Genomic DNA, 23,079 nt, shown 5'->3' on the forward strand with positions numbered 1-23,079 from the left:
GGCGACTTCCCGCCGGTCAACACCCGTCCCGCGTTCCGGCCCCCTCCGCCCTCTCGGCAGGCTCACGTCCGTCTGGCACCGTCTGAGCGGAAGCGAACGGCCGGACCGCCCCGAGCAGAAAGGCAGGACACCCGTGCCGCACCACAGCCGAGTCACACGCCGCCTGGGGGTGAAGACCGCGCTGGCCGCCTCCGTCGCCCTCCCGCTCTCCAGTACAGCACTGTCCTCCCGGCCCGCCCCGGCGGAGGAACGCCCGGGCCGTCCCCTGGAGGTCATGTCGTTCAACCTGCGCTTCGCGAGCGCGGCGGAGCCCCACAGCTGGGCCGTCCGCAGACCCGTGATGCGGCACCTGCTGCGCCGCGAGCGCCCGCACGTCATCGGCACCCAGGAGGGCCTCTACCGGCAGCTGCTGGACATCGGGGCGGACCTGGGCCCGGCCTACGACTGGATCGGCACCGGGCGGGCGGGCGGCAGCCGGGACGAGTTCACGGCGGTCCTCTACGACACCCGCCGGCTCGCCCCGCTGGAGTACGACCACTTCTGGCTCTCCGACACCCCGGACGTGATCGCCTCGAACACCTGGGGCAACGCCTTCGTCCGCATGGTCACCCGGGTCCGCTTCCGCGACCTGCGCGCGGACGGCCGGGAGTTCCACGTCCTCAACACCCACCTGGACAACGCGAGCCGGTACGCCCGCGAGCGGGCCGCCGCCCTCATCGCCGACCGCATCGGCGGGCTGGGCCGTTCCGTGCCGGTGGTGGTGACGGGGGACTTCAACGTCGCCGCCCACGGCGATCCGGTGTACGACACGATGCTGGGCGCCGGGCTCGTCGACACCTGGGACGCGGCGCGCGAGCGCGGTGCGCCGTACGGGACCTTCCACGGGTACCGGCCGCCGGTGCCGGGCGGCCCCCGCATCGACTGGATCCTGGCCACACCCGGCACCACGGTGCACCGGGCGTCCGTCAACACCTTCGCGCCGGCCGGGCGGTTCCCGAGCGACCACCTGCCGGTGCAGGCGTCACTGACGCCCGGATAGCCCGAGACCCCCGCGGCCTGCACGGTCGCGGGGGTCTCGTACGGCCGGGAGCCGATCAGCCCTTGCGGGCCTTGATCTCCTCGGTCAGCTGCGGGACGACGTCGAACAGGTCGCCGACGACGCCGTAGTCGACCAGCTCGAAGATCGGGGCCTCGGCGTCCTTGTTGACGGCCACGATGGTCTTCGAGGTCTGCATGCCGGCGCGGTGCTGGATCGCGCCGGAGATGCCCGAGGCGATGTACAGCTGCGGCGAGACCGACTTGCCGGTCTGGCCGACCTGGTTGGTGTGCGGGTACCAGCCGGCGTCGACCGCGGCGCGCGAGGCACCGACGGCCGCGCCGAGGGAGTCGGCGAGCGCCTCGATGATCGCGAAGTTCTCCGCGCCGTTCACACCGCGGCCGCCGGAGACCACGATCGCGGCCTCGGTCAGCTCCGGACGGCCGGTCGACTCGCGCGGCGTGCGGCCGGTGACCTTGGTGCCGGTCGCCTGGGCGGAGAAGGTCACCGACAGGGCCTCGACCGCACCGGCGGCCGGCGCCGGCTCCACGGCGGCCGAGTTCGGCTTGACCGTGATGACCGGAGTGCCCTTGGAGACGCGGGACTTGGTGGTGTAGGACGCGGCGAACACCGACTGGGTGGCCACCGGGCCCTCGTCGCCGGCCTCCAGGTCGACGGCGTCGGTGATGATGCCGGAGCCGATGCGCAGCGCCAGGCGGGCGGCGATCTCCTTGCCCTCGGCGGAGGAGGGGACCAGGACGGCGGCCGGGGAGACGGCCTCGACCGCGGCCTGCAGGGCGTCCACCTTCGGCACGACCAGGTACTCGGCGTACTCGGCGGCCTCGTGGGTGAGGACCTTGACCGCACCGTGCTCGGCGAGGGTGGCGGCGGTGTCCGCGGCACCGCCGCCCAGCGCGACGGCGACCGGCTCGCCGATGCGGCGGGCCAGCGTCAGCAGCTCCAGGGTGGGCTTGCGGACGGCGCCGTCCACGTGGTCGACGTAGACGAGAACTTCAGCCATGGGACTTCTTCTCTCCTGCTTGCGAAGTGGTGAGGGGCGGGAAGCGAGTCGAGCCTCTCGGCTCAGATGAACTTCTGACTCGCGAGGAACTCGGCGAGCTGCTTGCCGCCCTCGCCCTCGTCCTTGACGATCGTGCCGGCGGTGCGGGCCGGACGCTCGGTCGCGGCGTCGACCGTGGTGTAGGCGCCCTCCAGACCGACCTCCTCCGCCTCGAGGTCGAGGTCGGACAGGTCCCAGGACTCCACCGGCTTCTTCTTGGCCGCCATGATGCCCTTGAAGGACGGGTAACGGGCCTCGCCCGACTGGTCGGTGACCGACACGACCGCCGGGAGGGAGGCCTCCAGCTGCTCACTGGCGGCGTCGCCGTCGCGGCGGCCCTTGACCGTGCCGTCCTCGACGGAGACCTCGGACAGCAGGGTCACCTGCGGAACGCCCAGGCGCTCGGCGAGCAGCGCGGGGACGACGCCCATGGTGCCGTCGGTGGAGGCCATGCCGGAGATCACCAGGTCGTAGCCGGCCTTCTCGATCGCCTTGGCCAGGACCAGGGAGGTGCCGATGGCGTCGGTGCCGTGCAGGTCGTCGTCCTCCACGTGGATCGCCTTGTCGGCGCCCATGGACAGCGCCTTGCGCAGGGCGTCCTTGGCGTCCTCCGGGCCCACCGTCAGGACGGTGATCTCCACGTCGTCGTCGGAGTTCTCCGAGATCTGCAGCGCCTGTTCGACCGCGTACTCGTCCAGCTCGGAGAGCAGACCGTCCACATCGTCACGGTCGACGGTCAGGTCATCGGCGAAGTGCCGGTCGCCAGTGGCGTCGGGCACGTACTTCACGGTGACAACGATCCTCAAGCTCACGCCGGCTCTCCTACTGCATCGTCATTTCTGGCTGCCTGCCTGCAGGCAGCATAGGCGCCTGAAGCGGGCGATCCCGGTCGGGGCGGCCCACGCTCCGAACGAGATATTACTCGTCAGTACATCCAGTTCTTCCCCGCTAAGCAAGCGCTTTGAACTGTGACCTTCGCAACGCAGCGTAACCGGAACCCGACGGGTCCGCAGCAGGGGACCGGCCCGGCTCAGTCCCGCAGGCCGTTGAAGCGCCCCTGGTGGTAGAGGAGCGGACGGCCGCGGCCGGTGGGGTCGCCCGTCAGGACCTCGGCGAGCACGATCCGGTGGTCACCGGCGGGCACCCGCGTGACCACCTTGCACACCATCCAGGCCGGCACGTCGTCCAGCACGGGCACGCCCTCGGGCCCCTCCTGCCAGGCGGTGGCCGGGCCGAAGCGGTCGGCGCCGCTGCGCGCGAAGGTGGCCGCCAGCTCCTGCTGGTGCTCCCCGAGGACGTGCACGCCGACGTGGTCGCTCACCGCTATCGCGGGCCAGCTGGAGCCCCCGGTGCCGACGGCGAAGGACAGCATCGGGGGGTCGGCGCAGACGGAGGCGAGGGAGGTGGCGGTGAAGCCGACCGGACCCGACCGGCCGCGCGCGGTGATCACGGCGACACCCGCCGCGTGCTTCCGGAAGACGGAGCGCAGCAGATCGGGCGAGGCGGGCCGGGCGGCGCCGAGGTCGGGCGTGGCCGTCATGGAACTGTCCTTCTGCGGGAGGTGACGTGGGCGGCCGGGTACCCGCCGGGGGCGAAGAAGTTCCGACGGCATGGTGTCAGGCTGGCGATGGACGGAAGGTGCAGTCAAGTCGGTCCCGGGATGTGGGAGACGGCTCACGGCGTCACACCGCCTCGCCGAGGGCGGCGATCACATCGGCCTTGCGCGGCTGGCCGGCCGCGCGCCGGACGACACGGCCGTCGGCGTCGAGCACCAGCACCGTCGGGGTCCTGAGGACCTCCAGCCGCCGTACGAGATCCAGCCGGGCCTCGGCGTCGATCTCCACGTGGGCCACGCCGGCGACCATGCCGGCCACCTCGCCGAGCACCCTCCGGGTCGCCCGGCAGGGCGCGCAGAACGCGCTCGAGAACTGCACGAGCGTCGCCCGTTCACCGAGTTCCGCGCCCAGTTCCGCCGCCTCGAGCCGCCCGCCGTCGTCCCGCCCGCGCACCCGTGTCCTCCTTCTCCGCCGTCCGCACCGCCATCGCGCTGCCCTCCCCTGTGAAGCGCCCACGAGGGCGCGGGGATTCCCGGTCGTGCGAGGCGATCCGGCCACGCCCGAGGTGCTCCGGGCGGGCCCTCCGGAGTAACGGTGTCGCAAAACCCCGAGGTGGATCAGGGGGTGGACGTGACGAGAATCTCCCCGCCGACGGGCGTCGGGGCTGGTTCCCCGGCCGTTCTTCGGGCACCATCTGCGACAAGCCGTAAACCTACGGCTGCGTAACTTTCGATTCGACTGGGAGTTCCTCCTTCCCAGGCAGAGAAGGAAGGGTTCCATCCCGCCCATGGCAGAACTCGTCTACCGTCCCGTGATCGGTTTCGCCCGCACGCTGTTCAAGGTGTGGGACCTCAAGATCGACTGCCGAGGTTCGGAGAACATCCCGCGCTCGGGCGGCGCCGTGCTGGTGAGCAATCACATCAGCTACCTGGACTTCGTCTTCAACGGCTTGGCGGCGCTCCCGCAGAAGCGGCTCGTGCGCTTCATGGCGAAGGAGTCCGTCTTCCGGCACAAGGTCTCCGGTCCGCTGATGCGCGGGATGAAGCACATCCCCGTGGACCGCGAGCAGGGCGAGGCGGCGTACGCGCACGCCCTGCGGTCGCTGCGGTCGGGCGAGATCGTGGGGGTGTTCCCGGAGGCGACGATCTCGCAGTCGTTCACGCTGAAGAGCTTCAAGTCGGGTGCCGCGCGCCTGGCGCAGGAGGCGGGCGTGCCGCTGGTCCCGATGGCGGTGTGGGGCACCCAGCGGCTGTGGACCAAGGGCCACCCGCGCAACTTCAAGCGCAGCCACACCCCGATCACCATCCGCGTCGGCGAGACGATCGAGGCGTCCAGGGACAAGTACGCGGGCGCGATCACCCGCCAGCTGCGCGAGCGCGTCCAGGAGCTGCTGGAGGCGGCGCAGCGCGCCTACCCCGTGCGCCCCAAGGGCCCGGACGACACCTGGTGGATGCCCGCGCACCTCGGCGGTACCGCCCCGACGCCGGAGCAGGTCCGCGCGGCCGAGGCGCACTGAGCGAACCGGCCGGGAGGGACGGCGGCCGCCCGGGACCGCTCACGCCGTCGGGTGGGCGGTGATCCGTGCCCCGGGGCTGAACCCCTCCGGCGGTCCGACGAGTCCGGCCGCCGCGTCCTCCACCTCGGCGAGCGGCACCGGCGCCAGGCCCTCCAAGCAGGAAGACACCCGCGGTCGCCCCCCGGCGAGCCGGGTGCGCGGGCCCTGGCGCCGGTTCCAGCGGCGGCGGGTCACGCCGGCGTCGTCGCGCCGCACCACCTCGCCGGCGCCGGGGTGTTCGACGGTCTCCTCTCCCTGGGCGACGGTCACGAAGTCCTCCTCGCCGGTGGCCCGCACGAGCCGCGTCCCGCCCGGGTCCGGTCGGCGTCCTCGCCTCCGACGGGGATCAGGCGGGCGGCGCTGACGGCGTCGCGGAGGTCGACGAGGGGGTCGGTCCGGGGCAGTCCGGCCCCGGCCGGGGCCCGCCTCGCCGGCGCCTCGGCCGAGTCGCGGGTGCGGGACGGCTTCGAGCCGAACGCCGCGCAGACCTCGCGCCGGGCGGTCATGTGCGGGTCCTCGTGCGGGGCCCGTCCGCCGGACGGGCGGCCGGCCGCCGGGCCGCGTCATCGAGCAGGGCGGAACCCGCTTCGGCGGCGGGTCCGTCGACCAGGCCGTGTGCCTCGACGGCGACAGGGGGGAAACCGGGCGCCGGGGCGCGCCTCGTCGGACACGGTCAGCCGAGGGCCACGGTCTCGCCTCGGCTCAGAGCGCGGTGGGGAGCGTCCGCCACAGGTGCGGCCGGTCGGAGGCGGCCTTGAGGGTGCTCAGCACGACCGGATGCGGTGCCGCATACAGGACCGGGTGGTCCGTCTCGTTGGACGCGGCGTCGGGCGTGAAGGCCAGGCGCTCACCGTCCAGGGAGAACCGCGCGTCGACCCCCGGCTTGTTGCCCCGCGGGTCCTGCCGGTGCCAGGCGCCGTTGAAGCGGACGGCGACCAGGCCGTGCACCACCCCGAGGTTCTGGTAGCAGAACGCGGTCGGGATGTCCTCGGCCCGGAGCAGCGCCGCCAGCGCGTGGGCCTTGGCGTAGCAGATGCCGGTGCGCCGCTCCAGGACGTCGGAGGCGCGCCAGGTGACGCGCAGATCGCCGGAGTCCTGCGAGTGCGGGATGGTGTCGCGCACGAACTCGAACGCCGCCCGCGCATACTCATACGAATCGACCACGCCCGCGGCCAGACGTGCGGCCGTCTCGCGGACCAGCGCGTGGTGATGGTCGATCGCCTCGTCGGCGGCCAGGTATGCGGAGAGGTCGGGCGTTTCCTGGATCAGCTGCATGGTGCCCGAGCATAGGTACGCGGCCGACCGGCAGTCAATGCATTTCCGGTCTACCGCATATCTATGCAGACGCTGCTAGCGGGCCATCTCCTCCTTGAGCGCCGCCACGAACGTGTCCACGTCGTCCTCGGTGGTGTCGAAGGCGCACATCCAGCGGACGTCGCCCGCCGCCTCGTCCCAGAAGTAGAAGCGGAACCGCTTCTGCAGGCGCTCGCTCACGTCGTGCGGCAGCCGCGCGAACACGGCGTTGGCCTGCACCGGGTGGAGGATCTCCACACCGTGCACGGCGCGCACGCCCTCGGCCAGGCGCTGGGCCATCTCGTTGGCGTGCCGGGCGTTGCGCAGCCACAGGTCCCGGGCCAGCAGGGCCTCCAGCTGCACCGACACGAAGCGCATCTTGGACGCCAGCTGCATGGACAGCTTGCGCAGGTGCTTCATGTGCCGGACGCCGTCCGGGTCCAGCACCACCACCGCCTCGCCGAACAGGGCGCCGTTCTTCGTGCCGCCCAGCGAGAGCAGGTCGACGCCGACCGCGTTGGTGAAGGTGCGCATCGGCACGTTCAGCGTGGCGGCGGCGTTGGCCAGCCGGGAGCCGTCGACGTGCACCTTCATGCCGTGCGCATGGGCGTGCTCGCAGATGGCGCGGATCTCGTCCGGGGTGTACACCGTGCCCAGCTCGGTGGCCTGGGCTATCGAGACCACCTGCGGCATGGCGCGGTGCTCGTCCTCCCAGCCGTACGCCTGCCGGTCGATCAGCTCGGGGGTGAGCTTGCCGTCCGGGGTGGGCACGGTCAGCAGCTTGATCCCGCCGACCCGCTCCGGCGCGCCGCCCTCGTCCACGTTGATGTGGGCGCTCTCGGCGCAGATCACCGCGCCCCAGCGGTCGGTGACCGCCTGGAGCGCGACGACGTTGGCGCCGGTTCCGTTGAAGACCGGGAACGCCTCGGCGGTGGGGCCGAAGTGGCTGCGGACCACCTGCTGGAGGTTCTCGGTGTACGCGTCCTCCCCGTACGCGACCTGGTGCCCGCCGTTGGCGAGGGCCAGGGCGGCGAGCACCTCCGGGTGGGCCCCGGCGTAGTTGTCGCTGGCGAAACCGCGGACGTCCGGGTCGTGATGACGACGCGCGTCGGTCCTGGGCGGGTTCACGGCTTCTCGGTCAGCCACAGACGGTTTCCGTTCACTTCCGCGGCGGGCTTCTCCCAGACTCCGGCGATGGCCTCGGCCAGGTCCTCGACGTCCGTGAAGCCCGCGAACTTCGCGTTGGGGCGGTCGGCGCGCATCGCGTCGTGCACCAACGCCTTCACCACCAGGATCGCAGCCGCCGACGTCGGCCCCTGCTCGCCCCCGGCCTTGCGGAAGTAGTCGCCCATGGCCAGCGTCCACGCCTCGGCGGCGGCCTTGGCCGCGGCGTACGCCGCGTTGCCCGCGGTGGGCCTGCTCGCGCCGGCCGCGCTGATCAGGACGTACCGGCCGCGGTCGCTGCGCTGGAGCGCCTCGTGGAAGGCGAGGGAGGTGTGCTGCACGGTGCGCACCAGCAGCAGCTCCAGCAGGTCCCAGTCGTCCAGGCTGGTCTTGGTGAAGGTCTCGCTGCCGCGCCAGCCGCCGACGAGGTGGACCAGGCCGTCGACCCGGCCGAACTCCTTCTCGATGCGGGCGGCCCAGTCGCGGGTGGAGTCCAGGTCGAGCAGGTCGACCGTGTCGCCGACGACGGTGGCGCCGCCGTGCGCGTAGCGCGCCGCGTCCACGGCCTGGGCCAGCCGCTCCGGGTCGTTGTCGGAGCCGATCACGGTCGCCCCCGCCTCGGCCAGCCTGAGCAGTGCCGCACGTCCCGCGGGTCCCCCCGCACCGGCCACCGCGATCACCGCGCCGTCGAGCGCCCCGTTCCCCATGGTCCTCGCCTCCTGAGCAGTTGTGGACTCGCGATCGCTCACGCGGCGACCCGCTCGGCGCCGTCCGCCGTGATGCCCCTGGTGGAGGCGATCACGTTCTTCAGCTTCTTGGACAGTGCCTCATAGAACATGCTCAGCGGAAACTCGTCCGGAAGCACGTCATCGACGAGTTTGCGCGGCGGCTGCGACAGGTCCAGGGCCTCGGGGCCCTTGGCCCACTTCGAGCCCGGGTGCGGGGAGAGGTAGGTGGACACCAGCTCGTACCCGGCGAACCAGTGGACGAGCTTGGGGCGGTCGATGCCGTCCCGGTACAGCTTCTCGATCTCGGCGCACAGCTGGTTGGTGACCTGCGGGGCGCGCTCCCAGTCGATGGAGAGCTTGTTGTCGGTCCAGCGGACGACGTCGTGCTTGTGCAGGTAGGCGAAGAGCAGCTGGCCGCCGAGGCCGTCGTAGTTGCGGACCCGCTCACCGGTGACCGGGAAGCGGAACATCCGGTCGAAGAGCACCGCGACCTGCACGTCGCGGGCCTGCGGGACGCCGTCGCCGGCGAGCTTCACGGCCTCCTTGAAGGCGGTGAGGTCGCAGCGCAGCTCCTCCAGCCCGTACATCCAGAACGGCTGGCGCTGCTTGATCATGAACGGGTCGAAGGGCAGGTCGCCGTGGCTGTGGGTGCGGTCGTGGACCATGTCCCAGAGCACGAAGGCCTCTTCGCAGCGCTTCTGGTCGTGCACCATCGCGGCGACGTCCTCGGGCAGCTGGAGGCCGAGGATGTCCACGGCCGCCTCGGTCACCCGGCGGAAGCGCGCGGCCTCGCGGTCGCAGAAGATGCCGCCCCAGGTGAACCGCTCGGGGGCCTCGCGCACGGCGATGGTCTCGGGGAAGAGGACCGCGGAGTTGGTGTCGTAGCCCGCGGTGAAGTCCTCGAAGGTGATGCCGCAGAACAGCGGGTTGTCGTAGCGGGTGCGCTCCAGCTCGGCCAGCCACTCGGGCCAGACCATGCGCAGCACGACCGCCTCGAGGTTGCGGTCCGGGTTGCCGTTCTGCGTGTACATCGGGAAGACGACCAGGTGCTGCAGACCGTCCTCGCGGTGCGCGGCCGGCTGGAAGGCCAGCAGCGAGTCGAGGAAGTCGGGCACCTCGAAGCCGCCCTCGGCCCAGCGGCCCAGGTCCTTCGCCAGGGCCTCGTGGTAGGCGCGGTCGTGGGGCAGCAGCGGGGACAGCCGCTCGACGGCCTCGATCACCTCGCGCACCGCGCGCTCGGCGTCGGCGCGGGCCGGGGCGCCCTCGGCCCCGAAGTCGATCGACCCGTCCTTGGCCTGCCAGGGCCGGATCCGCTCCACGGCATCCTTGAGCACGGGCCATGCCGGGTGCTCGACCACCCTGCTCACCGAAGGAACCTTCCCCTCAGAACCCACCTGCACAAGAATTTCCGTCATGTCCCATCCTCCACGGGAGAACCTCGCGTAAGCAGACCGTATACATACGAGGTTTCTCCCAGCAAGGGGCATCTCAATAAATTATCCTGCCCCACCCCCGGCTTCACCGCACTTTTTCCTGCCGGTCACGCGTACGGGGGAGGTGCCGCGTCGACGCGGTTCAGCCTCTGGACGGAGCGGGCACAGGCGATACGGTCCAGGAAGGCCGTAGGGACGCGGCCCCCGCCGTCGACGGAAGCGAGTCGGATCTTGAACTTCCTCACCATCGGTCACCGCGGAGTCATGGGTGTCGAACCCGAGAACACCCTCCGGTCCTTCACCGCCGCCCAGGAGGCGGGCCTCGACGTCATCGAACTCGACCTGCACCTGAGCAAGGACGGCGCGCTCGTCGTCATGCACGACACGGACGTGGACCGCACGACGGACGGCACGGGCCCGATCGCCGACAAGACCCTCGCCGAGCTGCGCGCCCTGGACGCCGGGCGGGGCGAGCGGATCCCCGTCTTCGAGGAGGTCCTGGACGCCGTCCGGGCCCCGCTGCAGGCCGAGATCAAGGACGTGCGGGCGGCCAGGGCGCTGGCCGGGGTGATGAACGAACGGCGACTGGCCGACCGGGTCGAGGTCTCGTCGTTCCACGACGAGGCGATCGCCGAGATCGCACGGCTGGTACCCGGCGTGCGCACGGCGCTCATCGCCAGCCGCTACGGCACCGACGTCGTTCAGCGGGCGGTCGGGGCCGGCGCCTCGACCGTCTGCCTCAACATCCGCCGGCTCACCCTGGAGATCGTCGAGCACGCGCGGAAGGCGGAGCTGGCGATCATCGGCTGGGTGGTCAACACCCAGGACCACCTCAGACTGGTCCGGGCCCTGGAGCTCGACGGCGCGACCACCGACTACCCGGAGATCAAGCGGACCGGGCGCTTCACCGCGTGAGCCGTCAGGCCAGTTCCTTCACCAGCAGCTCGAACTCCAGGTCGTCGCGGAGCGGGACGCCGAAGCGCTCGTCGCCGTACGGGAAGGGGGACGTCCTTCCCGTGCGGCGGTAGCCGCGCCGCTCGTACCAGGCGATCAGGTCCTCGCGCACGGAGATCACGGTCATGTGCATCTCGCGCACGCCCCAGGTCTCGCGGGCCCTGCCGCTCGGCCTCCGCGATGACCGTCCTGCCCAGTCCGGCGCCCTGGAGGACGGGGCTGACCGCGAACATCCCGAAGTAGGCGTACTCACCTCGGTGTTCGAGCTGGCAGCAGGCGACGATCCGGCCGTCGCGCTCCACCGTCAGCAGCCGGCTGTCCGGGGACGCGACGACCTCCCGCACCCCCTCCGGGTCGGTCCGCTGCCCCTGGAGGATGTCCGCCTCCGTGGTCCATCCGGCGCGGCTGGAGTCCCCCCGGTACGCCGACTCGATCAGCGCGACGAGCGCGTCCACGTCGGCGTCGGTGGCGTCGCGGAAGGTCAGTGCGGTGGCGGTGGCGGATTCCATGGGCGCTTCTCCGGTCTCTCTGCTGCGTCTGCGTCACGTTCCGGCGTGGCTCGGGCCGGGACGAGACTAACCCGGGCACTACGCTCGGCCGCATGGTGCACGTACTCGGCAGCCGCGTCCTCCTGCGCCCCACCGACCCCGAACGCTCCCGCGCCTTCTACGGCGGGCAGCTGGGCCTGGCCGTGTACCGCGAGTTCGGCACGGGTCCGGAGCGCGGCACCGTCTACTTCCTGGGCGGCGGGTTCCTGGAGCTCTCGGGCCGCTCGGACCCGGCCCCGTCCCCCGCCGTACGCCTGTGGCTCCAGGTCGCGGACGTGGGCGCGGCGCACGAGGAGCTGCGGGAGAAGGGCGTCGGGATCGTCCGGCCGCCGGTGAAGGAGCCGTGGGGCCTGATCGAGATGTGGATCGCGGATCCGGACGGGACGCCGATCGTCCTGGTGGAGATCCCCGCCGAGCACCCGCTGCGGTTCCGGCCGGGCATCTGAGCGCGGCGGCCGGCCGGGCGTCCGGGCGCGGCGGCCGGCCGGGCGGTACGGGCCCGGGCGCACGGACCACCGCCGCCCCGCGCCGGCGGGTCCCGCGCCGGATGGCCGCGGGCGGGAGCCGGGCTTAGCGTGCTGGAGGGGGCGCACCCGGCAGGGGCCTCGCGGAAGGAGCGCCATGGAGCTGACCGCGCCGGTGACCGGCGGGCCGTGCTGGGTCGAGCTGGGAACCGGCGACCCGGAGTCCGCCCGGCGGTTCTACACGCGGCTGTTCGGCTGGCTCCCGGAGACGGACCAGCGCCCGGAGGCGGGCGGTTACACGGTCGCGCGTCTCGGCGGCGCCGCGGTCGCCGCGCTGGCCCCGCTGTACCAGCCGTCGCAGCCGGTCGCCTGGAACGTGTCGTTCGCGGTGGCCGACGCCGATGCCGCCGTCCGCGCGGTGACCTCGGCGGGCGGGGCGGTGCTCCTCGGGCCGGTGGACGTGTTCGACGCGGGCCGTTCCGCGGTGGCCGCCGATCCGTCCGGTGCCGTCTTCCAGCTGTGGCAGGCCGGCGCCTTCCCGGGCGCCGGCCTGTTCAACTCCCCCGGGTCGCTCGGCTGGGCGGAGCTGCTGACCCGCGCGCCGCGGGAGGCCGTGGCCTTCTACACCACCGTGTTCGGCTGGAGCGTGGACCCCGCCCTGCGCTACCCCCGGTGGGGCGTCGGCGGCGCGGACTTCGGCGGCATGGTGACGATGGACGAGAAGTTCCCGCACGAGGTGCCGGCGCACTGGCTGCCGTACTTCGCGGTCGAGGACGTGGACGCCGCCACCCTGACGACGACGCGGGTGGAGGGCAACGTGCTGATGGAGCCCACCTCGCTGCCCGACGGCCCGCGCATCGCGGTGCTCCGGGACCCGCAGGGGGCGATGTTCGGCGTGTACCGGGCGGGCGACGGGTTCTGAGGCCCGGTGGGACGGGACGCGCGGGGTGCCGCGGGCCGCGCCCGGCCCGGCGGTGCCCTCGGGGCCGGGTGCCGCGGCCGGTCTCAGGCCCGCAGGGTGCCCAGACGGCCTTCCAGCTGCCCGAGCAGTTCGCCCAGCAGGGCGGCGAGTTCCCCGAGTGCCGGTCCGTCCAGGCCGGACAGCACGGCGGTCTCGTAGGCGAGCTGCGCGGGCAGGATGCCGTCGACCAGGTCGCGTCCGGCGTCGGTGAGGCGGACGTGTGCGACGCGGCGGTCGCGGGTGTCGCCGCGGCGTTCGACCAGCCCGCGCTCGGTGAGCTGCTTGAGGCGTTTGGTGACGGCGGCGCCCGAGGAGAAGGTCTCGCGGGCCAGCTCGCTCGGGGTCAGTTCGTGGCCGGTGCGGCGCAGCGCGCCGAGCAGGTCGAACTCGGGGCGGGTCAGGCCGGCCCGGCGCAGCGGGGCGTCCTCGGCCTGCTGGAGGAGGGCGGCGCAGCGGTTGATGCGGCCGATCACCTCCATGGGACCGGTGTCCAGGTCGGGGTGGACGGCCCGCCACTGCCGGACGACCGCGGCGACGGTGTCGCCCCGCCCCCGGCCGGGCCCGGTTCCGCCCGCCGCCCCCGCCCCTCCGGCGGCCGCCCGGCCGTCACCGCCGGTCACCGGTTCTCCTTCGCCGGCCGATGGTCCTTCGGTCGCCGTCATGGCCGTACGTCCTCCGTGTGCGTGCTCGTGCCGGGGTCCGGGAGCAGCCCCTGGCGTCGTACCGTCGCCGCGAGCGTACGGTGTGCCGCCTGCTCGGCGAGCACGACCCGCTCCTGGGGCAGCGCGCGCTGCCGCCATTCACCGGCCGCGGCGTCGGCGGTGGCCCGCAGGTCGACCACCGCGTCGGCGAGGGCGCGGCGGGCGGCCCCCAGGGCCGCGGGCGCGGCCTGCGGGTCGGCCAGCAGGCGGGCGGCGGCCTCGCGGGCGCGGTCGACGGCGGTGAGCGCCCGTTCGACGCGATCGCCCGCCCGCCGGTTGGTGACGGCCACGGCGGCGGCGAACCCGACCAGGGCGCCGACGAGGGTGTCCGCCACGCGTTCGGCGACCAGGTCGCCGGTCGGCTGGTGGCCGGGGAACTCGGTGACGAGCAGGGCGAGCGGGGTCACGCAGACGCTGCCGAGCCAGTAGTTGCGGCCGATGAGCGCCTCGGCGCCGAAGTTGAAGGCGAGGCAGCACAGGACGAGGGCGAGCGGACCGAGGTGGGCGAGCGGGGCGACGGCCGCGAAGATCAGCACGCCGACGAGGTTGCCGACGACGCGCTGCACGGTCCGGCTCCAGGTGAGGGTGACGTTGGCCTGGTAGAGCGAGGCCGCGGTGACCAGGGCCCAGTAGGGGCGGCCGATGCCGAGGGCGAGGGAGGCGTAGCCGGCGAGCGCGCAGCCGAGCCCGGTGCGGACGGCGATCGGGGTGAGCGGGCCGAGCCTGCTCCACAGGGGGCGCGGCGCGGTGGCGCGTTCCGCCGCCGCGCCCAGGAGTTCGTCGGCGTCCGTGCGGGGGTCGCCGGTGTGCGGGACGCGGCCCGTGCCGCGCAGGGCGCGGGCCCAGGCGCGCAGGCGCGCGGGGTCGACGTCGGCCGGCGCGGCGAGCGCGACCTCGGCGCGGACCAGGAGCCGTTCGAGGGCGCGGCGGGTGGGCGAGGGGCGGTTCCCGGCCGCCGGCAGCGACTGCCAGGCGGCCTGGACGGCGGCGTAGGCGGCGGCACGGGCCCCGGGGTGACCGGCGCCCGCGCCCGCGGTCCCGGCGTACGCGGCGGCGGCGTTCAGCGCGTGGGCGGTGGCCCGGCGCTCCGGGCCGTGCGGCCGGACCGGCGCGGGCGCCATGCCGACCAGCCAGGCCCACGCGCCGGCCGCGGCGGCGAGCGCGAGGTGGCCGGGGACCTGGCCGAGGGTCTGCGGGGCGAACAGCGAGGCGGAGCTGACGAAGGTGAGGATCACGTGGGCGGGCGGGCCGATGCGGGTGGCGTCGCACAGTGCCTTCTGGACGGCGGCCAGCACGGCTCCGACGGTGACCAGGACGACCGCGTTCCCGGTGAGGGCGGCGGCGGTCAGGGCCACGGCGAGGCCGCCGAGCATGCCGAGGACCACCCCCGCCAGCGTCCTGGCCCGGGCGGCGTACGGGCGGTTGTGGGCGTACAGGGCGCACAGGGACCCGGCCATGGTGTACATCGCCAGGTCGAGCCGGCCGAGCGCCACCAGGAGCAGGCTGGGCGGTGCGACCGCGACGACCACGCTGAGGGCGGGCTTGAACCAGATGTCGGAGGGCCGTCCGAGGCGCAGCGCGCCGGCGACCGGGAGGCGCCGGGCGGGCGGGACGGCGGGGGTGGGGGGCGCACTGCTCATGAAGCATGATGTTAGCAGGTATTTTACTCGTAAATTACATGTCCGGCGTGCGCCGCCCCGCGGCGCCCCCGCACCGGCCTGCCGTGCTCCCCCGAACGCTCCTCGTGCACACCCTTGCGCTCGCGTGCACGCCGCCGGGCCGGGGCATCCCTTGACCGACCGTCGGAACGAGTCGAGGGGGCGGTGCGCGTGCACGGACCGACGTCGTCCGGCTGGCTGCTGGTCGCGCTCTGCGCGGCGACCGGGGCCTACTGCCTGCTGCGGATGCGCAGCAGCGTCGAGGAGCAGCGCCGCGCCGCGGGCGGTGAGGCGCTCATGGGATTCGGCATGGCCGCGATGGCCGTGCCGGCGGCGGCGTTCACCCCGCCGTCGTGGGCCTGGCCCGTCTACGCGGTGGTGTTCGGCGCGGCCGGGCTGCACGCGCTGTGGACGGCCCGTGCGAGCGCGCGCCACCTGCACCACCTGGTCGGGGCCGGGGCCATGGTCTACATGGCGGTGGCGATGGCCACGTCCCCCGCCGGTCACGGGCACGGCGGCCCGGGCACCCCCCTGCTGACCGGGACCCTGCTGCTCTACTTCGCCGGATACGTGCTGGTGACGGGTGTCCGGCTGGTGCCCGTGCCCGCCCCTGCGGTCACCGGCGGGTCCGCCGGATGGGGCGACCGGCCGGAACTGGCCCGGGTCTGCCGGCTGTCCATGGGGATGGCGATGGTGGCGATGCTGCTGACGATGTGAGGCGGGCCGGAGCCCGCGGGGCGCGACGCGGGACCGTTGGCTGCGTCACTTTGCCCCGAGGGCGGTACGCACGCGCGGTACCCGCTCATAGGCTGCACGCATGATGCTCCCCGCGGCCCTGCTGCTGCTCGGCGTCCTGACCGCCGTCGCCGGACCCCGGCTGCTCGCCCGGGCCGACTGGCCGGACCGTGAACCGGTGGTGGCGCTGTGGGTGTGGCAGTGCGTGATCGCGGCGGTGCTGCTGTGCTGCGCCCTGTCGATGACGTTCAGCGCGGCGGCCGCCTGGCGGGCGGTGGGCGGCCGGGTGTTCGCCACCGCGCCCCGCGCGGTGGCGGAGGCGTACGCCCTGGGGACGGCCGGGATCTGGGCGGCGACCACCGCGGTGGCACTGGCGTGCGGCGGGATCTGGAGCGCGGCCATGCTGGTCCGGGAGATCGCGCGGGCCCGTGCCCGGCGCCGGGCGCGCCGGGCCGAACTGCGGGTACGGGCTCCGCTGCTGCCCGGCGAGGAGCCGCGCTCCGACCGGCTGGTGGTCCTGGAGGGGGAGCGACCCGACGCCTGGTGGCTTCCCGGCACCCCGCCCCGGCTGGTCGTCACCACGGCCGCGCTGCGCCGGCTGAAGGGCCGGCAGCTGGACGCCGTCCTCGCGCACGAGCGGGGGCACGCGCGGGCCCGGCACGACTGGCTGCTGCACTGCTCCTGCGCGCTGGCCGGCGGCTTCCCGCAGGTGCCGGTGTTCGCCGCGTTCCGCGACGAGATGCACCGGCTGGTCGAACTCGCCGCCGACGACACCGCCTCCCGCCGCTTCGGCCGGCTGACCACGGCCCTCGCCCTGGTGGAACTCAACGAGCACCGGGGGGTGTTCGGCCCCTGCCCGGCCTCGCAGGCGAACGTCCCGGCCCGGGTCCGCCGGCTGCTCACTCCGCCGGACCGGCTGACGGCGGGACGGCGGCTGCGCCTGACGGCCGCGGCGTCCCTGGTGCCGGTGATCCCCGTACTGGTGGCGTTCGTGCCGGGATTGCGGGCACTGGGATAGCCGGGGGGCCCGGAGCAGGCCGGGGACGGCCCGGCGGGCGGTCCGACGGACACGGGTGACCGGCTCCGGACGTCAGGACACGGAAGGACGACTGGCCCCGGACCCCGCCGGTCGGCAAGGATCACTGCATGCACACCCCCCACGTCGACTCCCCGCCCCGGCCCGCGGACCGGCCCCCCACCACCCTGTCCACCGGTGTACTGGCGCTGTGCTCGGCGCTGCTGCTGGCACTGGTCGCCGTCGAGTGGCGTCCGCTGCTCGAACTGGACGGCGACATCTCCCGCACCACCCACCGCTGGGCGGTCGAGGAACCCGGACTGACGCAGACGGCCCGCGTCCTGACGGACTGGGTCTGGGACCCGTGGACGATGCGGGTGCTGTGCGGTGTGGCGGCGGTGCTGCTGGCACGGCGGTACGCGGCCCGGTGGACGGCGGTGTGGCTGGTGGTGACGGTCGCCCTGGGGACGGCCGTGCAACAGGGCCTGAAGGCCGCGGTGGACCGCGCCCGCCCGGTCTGGCCCGACCCGGTCGACTCCGCGCACTACGCGGCCTTCCCGTCGGGCCACGCCATGACCGCCACGGTGGTCTGCGGGCTCCTGCTGTGGCTCCTGCACCGCCACGGCGTGAGCCGCCCCGTGCGGCACGCGGCGCTGTTCCTGGCGGTCCTCTCGGTGACGGGTGTCGGCCTCACCCGTGTCTGGCTCGGCGTCCACTGGCCCACGGACGTCCTCGGCGGCTGGCTGCTCGGCGCGCTGGTGGTGGCCGCGGCGGTGCTGGTCCACCGGCGCCGGCACCCGTGAGCCGCCGACCCGCACCGGGGACCCGGCAGTGATAGCCCGAGGCTACTACCAGGCCTGAACCGTCCGTCTCGGACGATCCCCCGCGTCGCCCGAGACGGACGGCAGCCCGGAGCGGGCCCCAAGGACCCGGCCGGACGCGTTGAGTATAGTTGGCTGCCAGCCAGTCAACGCAGGAGTCAAGCATGTCCCCGCGCAGCGCCCTGGTCAATGAAGAGTTGCGGAGGCGTTCGAAGGAGCGGCTTCTGCAAGCGGCCGTCGAGCTGGTGAGCGAGCACGGATACGAGGCGACCACACTCGGCGACATCGCCGACCGGGCGGGTTCCGCGCGCGGCCTGGTCTCGTACTACTTCCCGGGGAAGCGCCAGCTCGTGCAGTCCGCCGTGCACCGGCTGATGCACCGCACCCTGGAGGAGGCGCTGGAGCGCGAGCCGCACACCGAGGACGGCCGGGAGCGGATGGCGCGGGCCATCGACGCGATCCTGGGCCTGGCACGGGACCGGCCGGTCCTGATGCGCCAGCACATGGCCGGCATGCTGCAGGCCGAGGGATTCGTCGTGTGCCCCGAACAGCGGCGGCTGGCCGAGCTGCTGAGGGACACCGTCGCCCGGCACGGCTCCCACGACGTCGACACCGACTACCCGATGCTGCGCGCCCTGCTGATGGGGGCCGTGTTCGCGGCCCTCGTCCCGGGCGCGCCGATGCCCGTCCCGGTGCTGCGCGCGGAGCTCTTCAAGCGCTACCGGCTCGACTGGGAGATGGGCGTGCCGCCGGACACCGAGGTGTCCGGCGGCACGGGCCGGAGGGACCTGTCCCGGTTCTTCGCGACCGAGCCGGCGCCGGAGAGTCCGGCGCCGGCCCTCCGGCCGGAGCCGGACGCTCAGTCGAAGTAGTCCGGCTGCGTCTGCACGTTGAGCTCACGCAGGTGGACCCATCGGGCCGGGTCCGTGCGCCGGTCGTCGATCCTGAGGACGTCGAGGCCCTTGGCGATGTCGTTCGAGTAGATGTAGCCGTTGTAGTAGTACGCCGACCAGGAGCCGCCGGTGACGATGCTGTCGGTGGTCAGCGGGCCGCGCTCGAAGTAGGCGATCTCCCTGGGCTTCGAGGAGTTGGTGAAGTCCCAGACGGAGACGCCGCCCTGGTACCAGGCCTGGACCATCAGGTCCCTGCCCTTGACCGGGATCAGCGAGCCGTTGTGGGCGACGCAGTTCTCGGTGTCCGCCTGGTGGCGGGGGATCTTGAAGTAGCTGCGGAAGACCAGCTCGCGCCGGTCGCCCTTGCCGACGATGTCGTAGATGCCGTCCGCGCCGCGGTTCGGGCCGACCTCCGCGTTGCAGGTGGCGGCGCCGCCGCCGCCCAGCTCGTCGGTGAACACGACCTTGTCGGCCTTCTGGTTGAAGGTCGCCGAGTGCCAGAACGCGAAGTTCACGTTGTCCTGCACCCGGTCGATCACCTTCGGACGCTCCGGGTCCTCGATGGAGAACAGGATGCCGTCGCCCATGCAGGCACCGGCGGCCAGGTCCTCGGACGGCAGCACGGTGATGTCGTGGCAGCCGGTGGTCTTGGAGACGCCCGGGTTGGTGGGCGCGCCCGGGTTGCCGCCGCCGTCCGGGCCCTCGCCCGGGAACAGCACCGGGAAGCCGACGACCGCCGCCTCGTGCGGGGCGTGGCGCGGCACCTTGATGACCGAGATGCCGTCGTGCGGCGGCTGGCAGTCGGGGTAGGCCGCGTTCGGCGAGTACGAGGAGACGTAGACGTAGACGTTCTTGCGCTCGGGCACCAGCGTGTGGGTGTGCGAGCCGCAGGCGGTCTCGACGGCGGCGACGTAGCGCGGGTTGCTCTTGTCGCTGATGTCGAAGACCTTCATGCCCTCCCAGGAGGACTTCTCGGTCACCGGCTGGGTGGTGCTGTTGCAACTGCTGTCGCTGCGCGAGGAGTCGGTGGACAGGAACAGCAGGTCCCCGGAGACGGAGATGTCGTTCTGCGAGCCGGGGCACAGGACCTGGGCCACCGTCTTCGGCGACTTCGGGTTGCTGATGTCGAAGATGCGGAAGCCGTCGTAGTTGCCGGCGAACGCGTAGCGCCCCTGGAACGCCAGGTCCGAATTGGTGCCGGGGAGCGCGTCCTTGGGGATGTTGGCCACGTGCCGGATGTTGCCGGAGTGGACGATCTCGTCCTGGCCGGGGATCTCGCCGTTCTCGATGGCCTCGCGCGCCTCGGCCCGGGCGCTCGACGAGACCTCCTTGCGTGCGTCCGGCCCGTCCCCGGGGTCGGGGATCGCCGCGGCCGGGGCAGCGGTGAGGAGCGCGGTCAGCAGCCCACCGGCCGCCGCGGCAACTCCCAGGCGTCTGCGCCGGGTTCGGGGAACACTCAACAGGATCACTGTCTTCTTCCTCCCTGGTTCCGTTCAACTCGGAACGGGTTTCGCACCGGCAGTATCGTCTTCGACATGCACATACCAACAGAGGGAAACACACTTGCAATGAAGTTTTCTGATCATTGACGCGCGGAAGCGTGCTAGGACGGTCGTCAGCACTCACGAGGTGCCCCGCAACCCGCCTGCCACAGGAGGTCCTTGTGCTCTACCGCCGTGTGCCCCGTGCGTCCGTCGTCGCGGCCGGGCTGACCGCCCTGGCCGTACTGGGCCTCACGGGCTGCGACTCCGGCACGGACGGCACCAGGTCGGCCGCGACGAGCGGGCCCTCGGTCATCGCACCGGGTGAACCCGGGGAGGCGAACCGGACCCTGTCGGCCGAGGAGGCCGCACAGCAGCGGGCGGAGGACGACTCCCCCAACTCCGCCGACGTGTCCTACGTGCGGATGATGACCGAGCACCACGCACAGGCCCTGGAGATGACCGAACTGGTCCCGGACCGCGCCGAGTCGTCGAAGGTCGTCAAACTGGCCGAACGCATCGCCGCCGCGCAGCAGCCGGAGATCAAGGCGATGGAGGGCTGGCTGAAGACGCACGGCAAGCAGGCCCGGGACGACGGACACGACCACGGACACGACCACGCGACGATGCCCGGCATGGCGACGCGCGCCCAGATGGAGAAACTGCGCGAGGCCGAGGGCAAGGCCTTCGACCAGCTCTTCCTCACCCTGATGATCACCCACCACGAAGGGGCGGTCACCATGGCCACCGACGTCAAGGGGCAGGGCAACAACATCCAGGTCGAGGAGATGGCCGACGACGTCGTCGCCCAGCAGACGAGCGAGATCACACGGATGCGCGACCTGCTGTGAGACGCGCCGGCCGCCGACGGGACTCGCGGGACGGGACCGGACGGCGGCGCCCCGGCGGGCCCGCCCGCGGCGGGCCGGGCGCCCGGCGCCCGGCCGGTCCGCTCACCGCCGGGCGTGGCGCGGGGACAGCAGGCCCGCGTCGCGCGCCCGGCCGATCAGCCGGAGCGCCCCGCGCCGGCTGTGTCCGGTCGCGCTCATCACGGCGAGGACCGGATCGGCGCCCCGCTCCCGGGCCGTCCGGTACTCACGGGCCACCAGCCGCCATCCCTCCGGGCCCCGCGGCCAGGCCGGGCGGCCCCGGTGCGTCCCGGTGCCGGCGCCGTCCCCGCCGACCGGCCCGTCCCCGGCGCCGCACGCCCGCGCCAGCGGCCCCTCGATCCAGTCGGCGAACACCGCCAGGTCCTCCAGGGCCAGCGCGGGCCGGGCCCGCACGTCCTCGACGCACACGCACCCGCCGGACACCGTGGCGAGCGCGTCGACCCGGGCCCCGTCGCCGAAGGCCAGCCGCACATGCAGCCACCGCGTCGCGCGTTCCCCCTCCCGCACCTCCCACGCGGGCCACACGGACACCGCGCCCTCCGCCGGAGAGCGATCGGAAAGCTGAAGAAAAGACTCCTCGAGCACGCACGCACCGTAACCATGTGATCACTTTCCTTCTCGTGGAACACGCACCCGCACGGCGGACGGCACCCTGACAGCGGAGCGCCGGCGGTGCGATGCTGGATGCGTCAGCGCTCTCCCGTCGGTCTCCCGTCGGTCCCCCGGGGTGAGGAGTTCGGCCGTGCTGCGTGTCGCCGTCGTCGGTTCCGGGCCGAGCGGGTGCTACACCGCTCAGAGCCTCGTCCAGCAGGACCCCCAGGTACGCGTCGACGTCCTGGACCGGCTGCCCTGCCCCTACGGCCTGGTCCGCTACGGCGTGGCGCCGGACCACGAGAAGATCAAGTCCCTGCAGAACAACCTCCGCACGGTCCTGGAGCACGAACGGGTGCGCTTCCTCGGCGGGGTGCCGGTCGGCTCGGGCGGAGTGCCGGTCGCCCGGCTGCGGGAGCTGTACCACGCGGTGGTGTACTGCGTGGGCGCCGCCACGGACCGGCGGCTGGGCATCCCGGGCGAGGACCTGCCGGGCAGCTGGTCGGCGACCGAGTTCGTGTCCTGGTACAGCGCGCACCCGGACTCCCCCGGACTCCCGGCGCCGGCCGGGCGCGAGCGGGGAGGTCCCCCCGCCGACGACGGTTTCCTGCGGGGCGTGCGGTCGGCCGTGGTCATCGGCGTGGGGAACGTCGCCGTGGACGTCACGCGCATGCTGGCCCGGGGCGCGGCGGAGCTGCGCCCGACCGACATGCCGCACGCCGCCCTGACCGCGCTCGCCGCGAGCGAGGTGACGGACATCCACATGGTGGGCCGGCGCGGCCCGTCCCAGGCCCGCTTCACCACCAAGGAGCTGCGCGAGCTGGGCACGCTGCCCGACACCGCGGTCCTCGCCGATCCGGCGGAGCTGGCGCTGGACCCGGCGTACCCGGACCCCGCGGCGCTGCCGGCCCCGCAGCGCCGCAACGTCGAGGTGCTGCGCGACTGGGCCGGGCCCGCGGCGCCGGGCGCCCGCCGTCTGATCCGGCTGCGCTTCTTCCTCCGCCCCGTCGAACTGCTCCCCCGGGCGGGCCGGGTGGGCGCGGTGCGCTTCGAGCGGACGGTTCCGGACGGGCGCGGGGGCGTGACGGGCACGGGACGGTTCGAGGACGTGGAGGCCCAGCTGGTACTGCGTTCGGTGGGGTACCGGGGGGTGCCGCTGGAGGGGCTGCCGTTCGACGCCGCCGGCGGCACGGTGCCGCACCTCGCCGGGCGCGTGCTGCGCGAGGGCGCCGTCGCGCCGGGCGAGTACGTGGCGGGCTGGATCAAGCGCGGCCCGACCGGCGTCATCGGCACCAACCGGCCGTGCGCGAAGGAGACGGTGGCGTCCCTGCTGGAGGACGCCCCCGCCCTCGTGACCCGCGACGTGGCCGACGACCCGCCGGCGGCGCTGCGGGCCGAGGGGATCGAGCCGGTCGAGTGGGCGGGGTGGCGGGCGATCGAACGGGCCGAGGCGGAGCTCGGCGCCTCGCTCGGCCGGAGCGTGGTCAAGCTGCCCGACTGGGAGTCGCTGCTCGCGGCGGCGCGCAACGCCGGCGCGTGAGG

Annotated in this window: 23 protein-coding genes and 2 pseudogenes; 11 read left to right on the forward strand and 14 right to left on the reverse strand. The window is 73.4% G+C overall.

Going from position 1 to position 23,079, the window contains the following annotated elements:
- Positions 1 to 133: 133 nt before the first annotated feature.
- Complete coding sequence (locus GL259_RS06650) at positions 134 to 1,039, forward strand: endonuclease/exonuclease/phosphatase family protein (protein ID WP_159530098.1); 906 nt, start codon at positions 134 to 136, stop codon at positions 1,037 to 1,039.
- 55 nt (positions 1,040 to 1,094) lie between these two features.
- Here the strand turns inward: GL259_RS06650 and GL259_RS06655 are convergent, their stop codons facing one another.
- The 4 genes from GL259_RS06655 to GL259_RS06670 all read right to left on the reverse strand — a co-directional run bounded on the left by GL259_RS06655 (position 1,095) and on the right by GL259_RS06670 (position 4,168).
- Complete coding sequence (locus tag GL259_RS06655) at positions 1,095 to 2,057, reverse strand: electron transfer flavoprotein subunit alpha/FixB family protein (RefSeq protein ID WP_159530100.1); 963 nt, start codon at positions 2,055 to 2,057, stop codon at positions 1,095 to 1,097.
- Positions 2,058 to 2,119: 62 nt separating this feature from the next.
- A complete protein-coding gene (locus GL259_RS06660; protein ID WP_159530102.1) occupies positions 2,120 to 2,908 on the reverse strand; it encodes an electron transfer flavoprotein subunit beta/FixA family protein in 789 nt (262 codons plus the stop codon).
- Positions 2,909 to 3,126: 218 nt separating this feature from the next.
- Positions 3,127 to 3,636: a flavin reductase family protein gene (locus GL259_RS06665; RefSeq protein WP_159530104.1), complete on the reverse strand. Its 510-nt coding sequence runs from the start codon at positions 3,634 to 3,636 to the stop codon at positions 3,127 to 3,129.
- A 142-nt stretch (positions 3,637 to 3,778) separates the two neighbouring features.
- Positions 3,779 to 4,168 carry a thioredoxin family protein gene (locus GL259_RS06670; protein ID WP_208026444.1) on the reverse strand — a complete coding sequence of 130 codons (390 nt, stop codon included), beginning with the start codon at positions 4,166 to 4,168 and terminating at the stop codon, positions 3,779 to 3,781.
- A 271-nt stretch (positions 4,169 to 4,439) separates the two neighbouring features.
- On the opposite strand from GL259_RS06670, the gene GL259_RS06675 reads away from it, so the two are divergent.
- The gene (locus tag GL259_RS06675; protein WP_159530108.1) at positions 4,440 to 5,168 is read left to right on the forward strand and encodes a lysophospholipid acyltransferase family protein; all 729 of its coding nucleotides are present in this window, start codon (positions 4,440 to 4,442) and stop codon (positions 5,166 to 5,168) included.
- Between the two features lie 39 nt (positions 5,169 to 5,207).
- Here the strand turns inward: GL259_RS06675 and GL259_RS06680 are convergent.
- The 5 genes and pseudogenes from GL259_RS06680 to GL259_RS06700 form a co-directional block, all read right to left on the reverse strand.
- Positions 5,208 to 5,884, reverse strand: a pseudogene (locus GL259_RS06680) (phenylalanine--tRNA ligase beta subunit-related protein).
- A gap of 25 nt (positions 5,885 to 5,909) precedes the next feature.
- Positions 5,910 to 6,482, reverse strand: a complete 573-nt coding sequence (locus GL259_RS06685) for a transglutaminase domain-containing protein (protein ID WP_159530110.1) — start codon at positions 6,480 to 6,482, stop codon at positions 5,910 to 5,912.
- 75 nt (positions 6,483 to 6,557) lie between these two features.
- Positions 6,558 to 7,628, reverse strand: coding sequence for a low specificity L-threonine aldolase (locus GL259_RS06690; RefSeq protein ID WP_159538431.1), 1,071 nt, complete (start codon positions 7,626 to 7,628; stop codon positions 6,558 to 6,560).
- The gene (locus GL259_RS06695) at positions 7,625 to 8,371 is read right to left on the reverse strand and encodes an SDR family NAD(P)-dependent oxidoreductase (protein WP_166461435.1); all 747 of its coding nucleotides are present in this window, start codon (positions 8,369 to 8,371) and stop codon (positions 7,625 to 7,627) included. Before GL259_RS06695 ends, GL259_RS06690 begins: the two co-directional genes overlap by 4 nt.
- Before the next feature lie 38 nt (positions 8,372 to 8,409).
- Positions 8,410 to 9,807 (reverse strand): DUF6421 family protein, encoded by a 1,398-nt coding sequence (locus GL259_RS06700; protein ID WP_159530114.1) that lies wholly within the window; start codon positions 9,805 to 9,807, stop codon positions 8,410 to 8,412.
- Positions 9,808 to 10,056: 249 nt separating this feature from the next.
- Here GL259_RS06700 and GL259_RS06705 point away from each other — a divergent pair, with 249 nt between their 5' ends.
- Complete coding sequence (locus GL259_RS06705; protein WP_159530116.1) at positions 10,057 to 10,740, forward strand: glycerophosphodiester phosphodiesterase family protein; 684 nt, start codon at positions 10,057 to 10,059, stop codon at positions 10,738 to 10,740.
- 4 nt (positions 10,741 to 10,744) lie between these two features.
- Here GL259_RS06705 and GL259_RS06710 read toward each other — a convergent pair.
- Positions 10,745 to 11,288: pseudogene (locus tag GL259_RS06710) on the reverse strand (GNAT family N-acetyltransferase).
- A 92-nt stretch (positions 11,289 to 11,380) separates the two neighbouring features.
- Between GL259_RS06710 and GL259_RS06715 the strand changes: the two are divergent.
- A complete protein-coding gene (locus GL259_RS06715) occupies positions 11,381 to 11,773 on the forward strand; it encodes a VOC family protein (RefSeq protein WP_159530118.1) in 393 nt (130 codons plus the stop codon).
- Positions 11,774 to 11,948: 175 nt separating this feature from the next.
- On the forward strand, positions 11,949 to 12,713 hold the full coding sequence (locus GL259_RS06720; protein WP_159530120.1) for a VOC family protein: 765 nt from the start codon (positions 11,949 to 11,951) through the stop codon (positions 12,711 to 12,713).
- Positions 12,714 to 12,796: 83 nt separating this feature from the next.
- Here the strand turns inward: GL259_RS06720 and GL259_RS06725 are convergent, their stop codons facing one another.
- Together GL259_RS06725 and GL259_RS06730 are read right to left on the reverse strand one after the other, a co-directional pair.
- Positions 12,797 to 13,372: a MarR family transcriptional regulator gene (locus GL259_RS06725; protein ID WP_159538433.1), complete on the reverse strand. Its 576-nt coding sequence runs from the start codon at positions 13,370 to 13,372 to the stop codon at positions 12,797 to 12,799.
- 38 nt (positions 13,373 to 13,410) lie between these two features.
- Positions 13,411 to 15,093: an FUSC family protein gene (locus GL259_RS06730; RefSeq protein WP_159530123.1), complete on the reverse strand. Its 1,683-nt coding sequence runs from the start codon at positions 15,091 to 15,093 to the stop codon at positions 13,411 to 13,413.
- Positions 15,094 to 15,282: 189 nt separating this feature from the next.
- On the opposite strand from GL259_RS06730, the gene GL259_RS06735 reads away from it, so the two are divergent.
- From GL259_RS06735 to GL259_RS06750, 4 genes are all read left to right on the forward strand, one after another.
- Positions 15,283 to 15,828, forward strand: coding sequence for a DUF5134 domain-containing protein (locus GL259_RS06735; RefSeq protein ID WP_159530126.1), 546 nt, complete (start codon positions 15,283 to 15,285; stop codon positions 15,826 to 15,828).
- A gap of 100 nt (positions 15,829 to 15,928) precedes the next feature.
- Complete coding sequence (locus tag GL259_RS06740; RefSeq protein ID WP_159530128.1) at positions 15,929 to 16,864, forward strand: M56 family metallopeptidase; 936 nt, start codon at positions 15,929 to 15,931, stop codon at positions 16,862 to 16,864.
- 128 nt (positions 16,865 to 16,992) lie between these two features.
- A complete protein-coding gene (locus GL259_RS06745) occupies positions 16,993 to 17,664 on the forward strand; it encodes a phosphatase PAP2 family protein (protein WP_159530130.1) in 672 nt (223 codons plus the stop codon).
- A gap of 182 nt (positions 17,665 to 17,846) precedes the next feature.
- On the forward strand, positions 17,847 to 18,554 hold the full coding sequence (locus tag GL259_RS06750) for a TetR/AcrR family transcriptional regulator (protein WP_159530132.1): 708 nt from the start codon (positions 17,847 to 17,849) through the stop codon (positions 18,552 to 18,554).
- Here the strand turns inward: GL259_RS06750 and GL259_RS06755 are convergent.
- Entirely contained in the window at positions 18,542 to 20,044 is a 1,503-nt protein-coding gene (locus GL259_RS06755; protein ID WP_159530134.1) for a hypothetical protein, read from the reverse strand. The genes GL259_RS06750 and GL259_RS06755 overlap by 13 nt on opposite strands.
- A 194-nt stretch (positions 20,045 to 20,238) precedes the next feature.
- Here GL259_RS06755 and GL259_RS06760 point away from each other — a divergent pair, with 194 nt between their 5' ends.
- On the forward strand, positions 20,239 to 20,907 hold the full coding sequence (locus GL259_RS06760) for a DUF305 domain-containing protein (protein WP_159530136.1): 669 nt from the start codon (positions 20,239 to 20,241) through the stop codon (positions 20,905 to 20,907).
- A gap of 102 nt (positions 20,908 to 21,009) precedes the next feature.
- Here the strand turns inward: GL259_RS06760 and GL259_RS06765 are convergent, their stop codons facing one another.
- On the reverse strand, positions 21,010 to 21,477 hold the full coding sequence (locus tag GL259_RS06765; protein WP_159530138.1) for a DUF6214 family protein: 468 nt from the start codon (positions 21,475 to 21,477) through the stop codon (positions 21,010 to 21,012).
- A gap of 211 nt (positions 21,478 to 21,688) precedes the next feature.
- Between GL259_RS06765 and GL259_RS06770 the strand changes: the two genes are divergently transcribed.
- Entirely contained in the window at positions 21,689 to 23,077 is a 1,389-nt protein-coding gene (locus GL259_RS06770; protein ID WP_159530140.1) for an FAD-dependent oxidoreductase, read from the forward strand.
- Positions 23,078 to 23,079 lie beyond the last annotated feature (2 nt).

Source organism: Streptomyces sp. Tu 3180, assembly GCF_009852415.1.
Taxonomy (GTDB): domain Bacteria; phylum Actinomycetota; class Actinomycetes; order Streptomycetales; family Streptomycetaceae; genus Streptomyces.

Coding starts and splice junctions, on each gene's coding strand:
- GL259_RS06655 (WP_159530100.1), bottom strand. CDS start 2,057: ATGGCTGAAGTTCTCGTCTACGTCGACCACGTGGACGGCGCCGTCCGC.
- GL259_RS06665 (WP_159530104.1), bottom strand. CDS start 3,636: ATGACGGCCACGCCCGACCTCGGCGCCGCCCGGCCCGCCTCGCCCGAT.
- GL259_RS06675 (WP_159530108.1), top strand. CDS start 4,440: ATGGCAGAACTCGTCTACCGTCCCGTGATCGGTTTCGCCCGCACGCTG.
- GL259_RS06685 (WP_159530110.1), bottom strand. CDS start 6,482: ATGCAGCTGATCCAGGAAACGCCCGACCTCTCCGCATACCTGGCCGCC.
- GL259_RS06695 (WP_166461435.1), bottom strand. CDS start 8,371: ATGGGGAACGGGGCGCTCGACGGCGCGGTGATCGCGGTGGCCGGTGCG.
- GL259_RS06700 (WP_159530114.1), bottom strand. CDS start 9,807: ATGACGGAAATTCTTGTGCAGGTGGGTTCTGAGGGGAAGGTTCCTTCG.
- GL259_RS06715 (WP_159530118.1), top strand. CDS start 11,381: ATGGTGCACGTACTCGGCAGCCGCGTCCTCCTGCGCCCCACCGACCCC.
- GL259_RS06720 (WP_159530120.1), top strand. CDS start 11,949: ATGGAGCTGACCGCGCCGGTGACCGGCGGGCCGTGCTGGGTCGAGCTG.
- GL259_RS06730 (WP_159530123.1), bottom strand. CDS start 15,093: ATGAGCAGTGCGCCCCCCACCCCCGCCGTCCCGCCCGCCCGGCGCCTC.
- GL259_RS06740 (WP_159530128.1), top strand. CDS start 15,929: ATGATGCTCCCCGCGGCCCTGCTGCTGCTCGGCGTCCTGACCGCCGTC.
- GL259_RS06745 (WP_159530130.1), top strand. CDS start 16,993: ATGCACACCCCCCACGTCGACTCCCCGCCCCGGCCCGCGGACCGGCCC.
- GL259_RS06750 (WP_159530132.1), top strand. CDS start 17,847: ATGTCCCCGCGCAGCGCCCTGGTCAATGAAGAGTTGCGGAGGCGTTCG.